At 66.5% G+C, this 1,350-nt stretch carries 1 protein-coding gene and 1 other annotated feature; the gene reads right to left on the reverse strand.

The window, feature by feature from the left end; genetic code table 11:
* Positions 1-31: 31 nt before the first annotated feature.
* A protein-coding gene (locus ABFX36_RS18860; protein ID WP_346077811.1) for an IS3 family transposase occupies positions 32-1,296 on the reverse strand; the annotation gives its coding sequence in 2 pieces (ribosomal slippage) (positions 32-993 and positions 993-1,296; 1,266 coding nt in all).
* Positions 863-997 (reverse strand) — a sequence feature (AL1L pseudoknot). Its footprint overlaps the gene before it by 135 nt.
* Positions 1,297-1,350: the final 54 nt, after the last annotated feature.

The raw sequence follows: 1,350 nt of genomic DNA on the forward strand, positions 1-1,350 counted from the left end.
TGAAGCGCCCTGGGTTTGATGGAGACTCGCGCTATTTGATTCCGACCAGCTGTTCGCGGTCGGCTTGGACAGCATAGAACGCGTGCTCGAACTCGGCGGGCGGGACGTCGCCGAGGTATCCGTGGAGGCGCTCGGTGTTGTGCCAGTGCACCCATCCGAGGGTCGCGAGTTCGAGTTCCTCGACGGTCTTCCACGGCCCGGATCGTGCCGGCCCGCGGACGAGTTCGGCCTTGTAGTACCCATTCACCGTCTCGGCGAGGGCATTGTCGTAGCTGTCGCCGACAGAGCCGATCGACGGGGTCGCGCCGATCTCCGCGAGGCGTTCGCCGTAGCGGATCGACGTGAATTGAGATCCCGCATCGCTGTGACAGCGCAGCTCCTCGTGGTGGGCGCCGCGTGACCAGCGGGCCATCTCGATCGCGTCGATGACCATCTCGGTGCGCATGTGCGACGCGACCCGCCATCCGACGATCATCCTGCTGAACGCGTCGACGATGAAGCACACGTAGGCGACGCCGGCCCAGGTCGGCACGAACGTCAGATCGGTCACCCAGAGCCGGTTCGGCGTGGTCGCGGTGAACTCCCGCTTGACGAGGTCAGGGTGCCTTGCCGATGCCGGATCCGGCCTGGTGGTCTTGACCCGTTTCGAACGCCTCGCGCCCTCGACGCCTGCGGCGCGCATCAGCCTGGCGGTCTGGTCCCGGCCGATGATGATCCCCGCGCGGCGGGCAGCCTTCCAGAGCTTGCGGACCCCGTAGACCCGGTAGTTGGTCTCCCAGAGCTCGACCAGCTGAGGGATCAGCTCCTCGTCTCGCACCGCGCGTGCGGACGGGGCGCGGGTCTTGACGGCGTAGTAACTGCTCGGAGCCACCTGCAGCAGTCTGCAGATGAGCTCGACTCCGAGCCGGCGACCGTCAACGAGGTCGTCCTTGTTCGCGTCGATGAACGCGACTACTTCCGGTAGTGGCGGTCGAGCTCCGCCCCGAAGAAAGACGCCGCCCGCTTGAGCACCTCGTTAGCCCGGCGCAACTCCCGGTTCTCCTGCTCGAGCTCCCGGATCCGCTGCGTCTCCGCGTTGCTCACGCCTGGAGCGACGCCGTCGTCGATGTCGGCCTGCTTGACCCACATGCGCACGGACTCGACCCCGTATCCGAGTTGCGTCGCGACGCGCTGCACGGTCCCTTGCGTGACGCCCAGCTCGGCGCGCAGCGCCCTCACCATCCGCACCGCGGCGGCCTTCTCCTCGACCGAGTAGCGACGAGTCGTCGGCTTCCCATTCGCCAGTTCCTTCGGCATAACTCCATCCTCGTTTCCAAGGTCAGGAGCCTCCAACAAACCCAGGGCGCTTCA

It is taken from the genome of Gordonia cholesterolivorans (genome assembly GCF_039531975.1).
In the GTDB taxonomy this organism is placed as follows: domain Bacteria; phylum Actinomycetota; class Actinomycetes; order Mycobacteriales; family Mycobacteriaceae; genus Gordonia; species Gordonia sihwensis.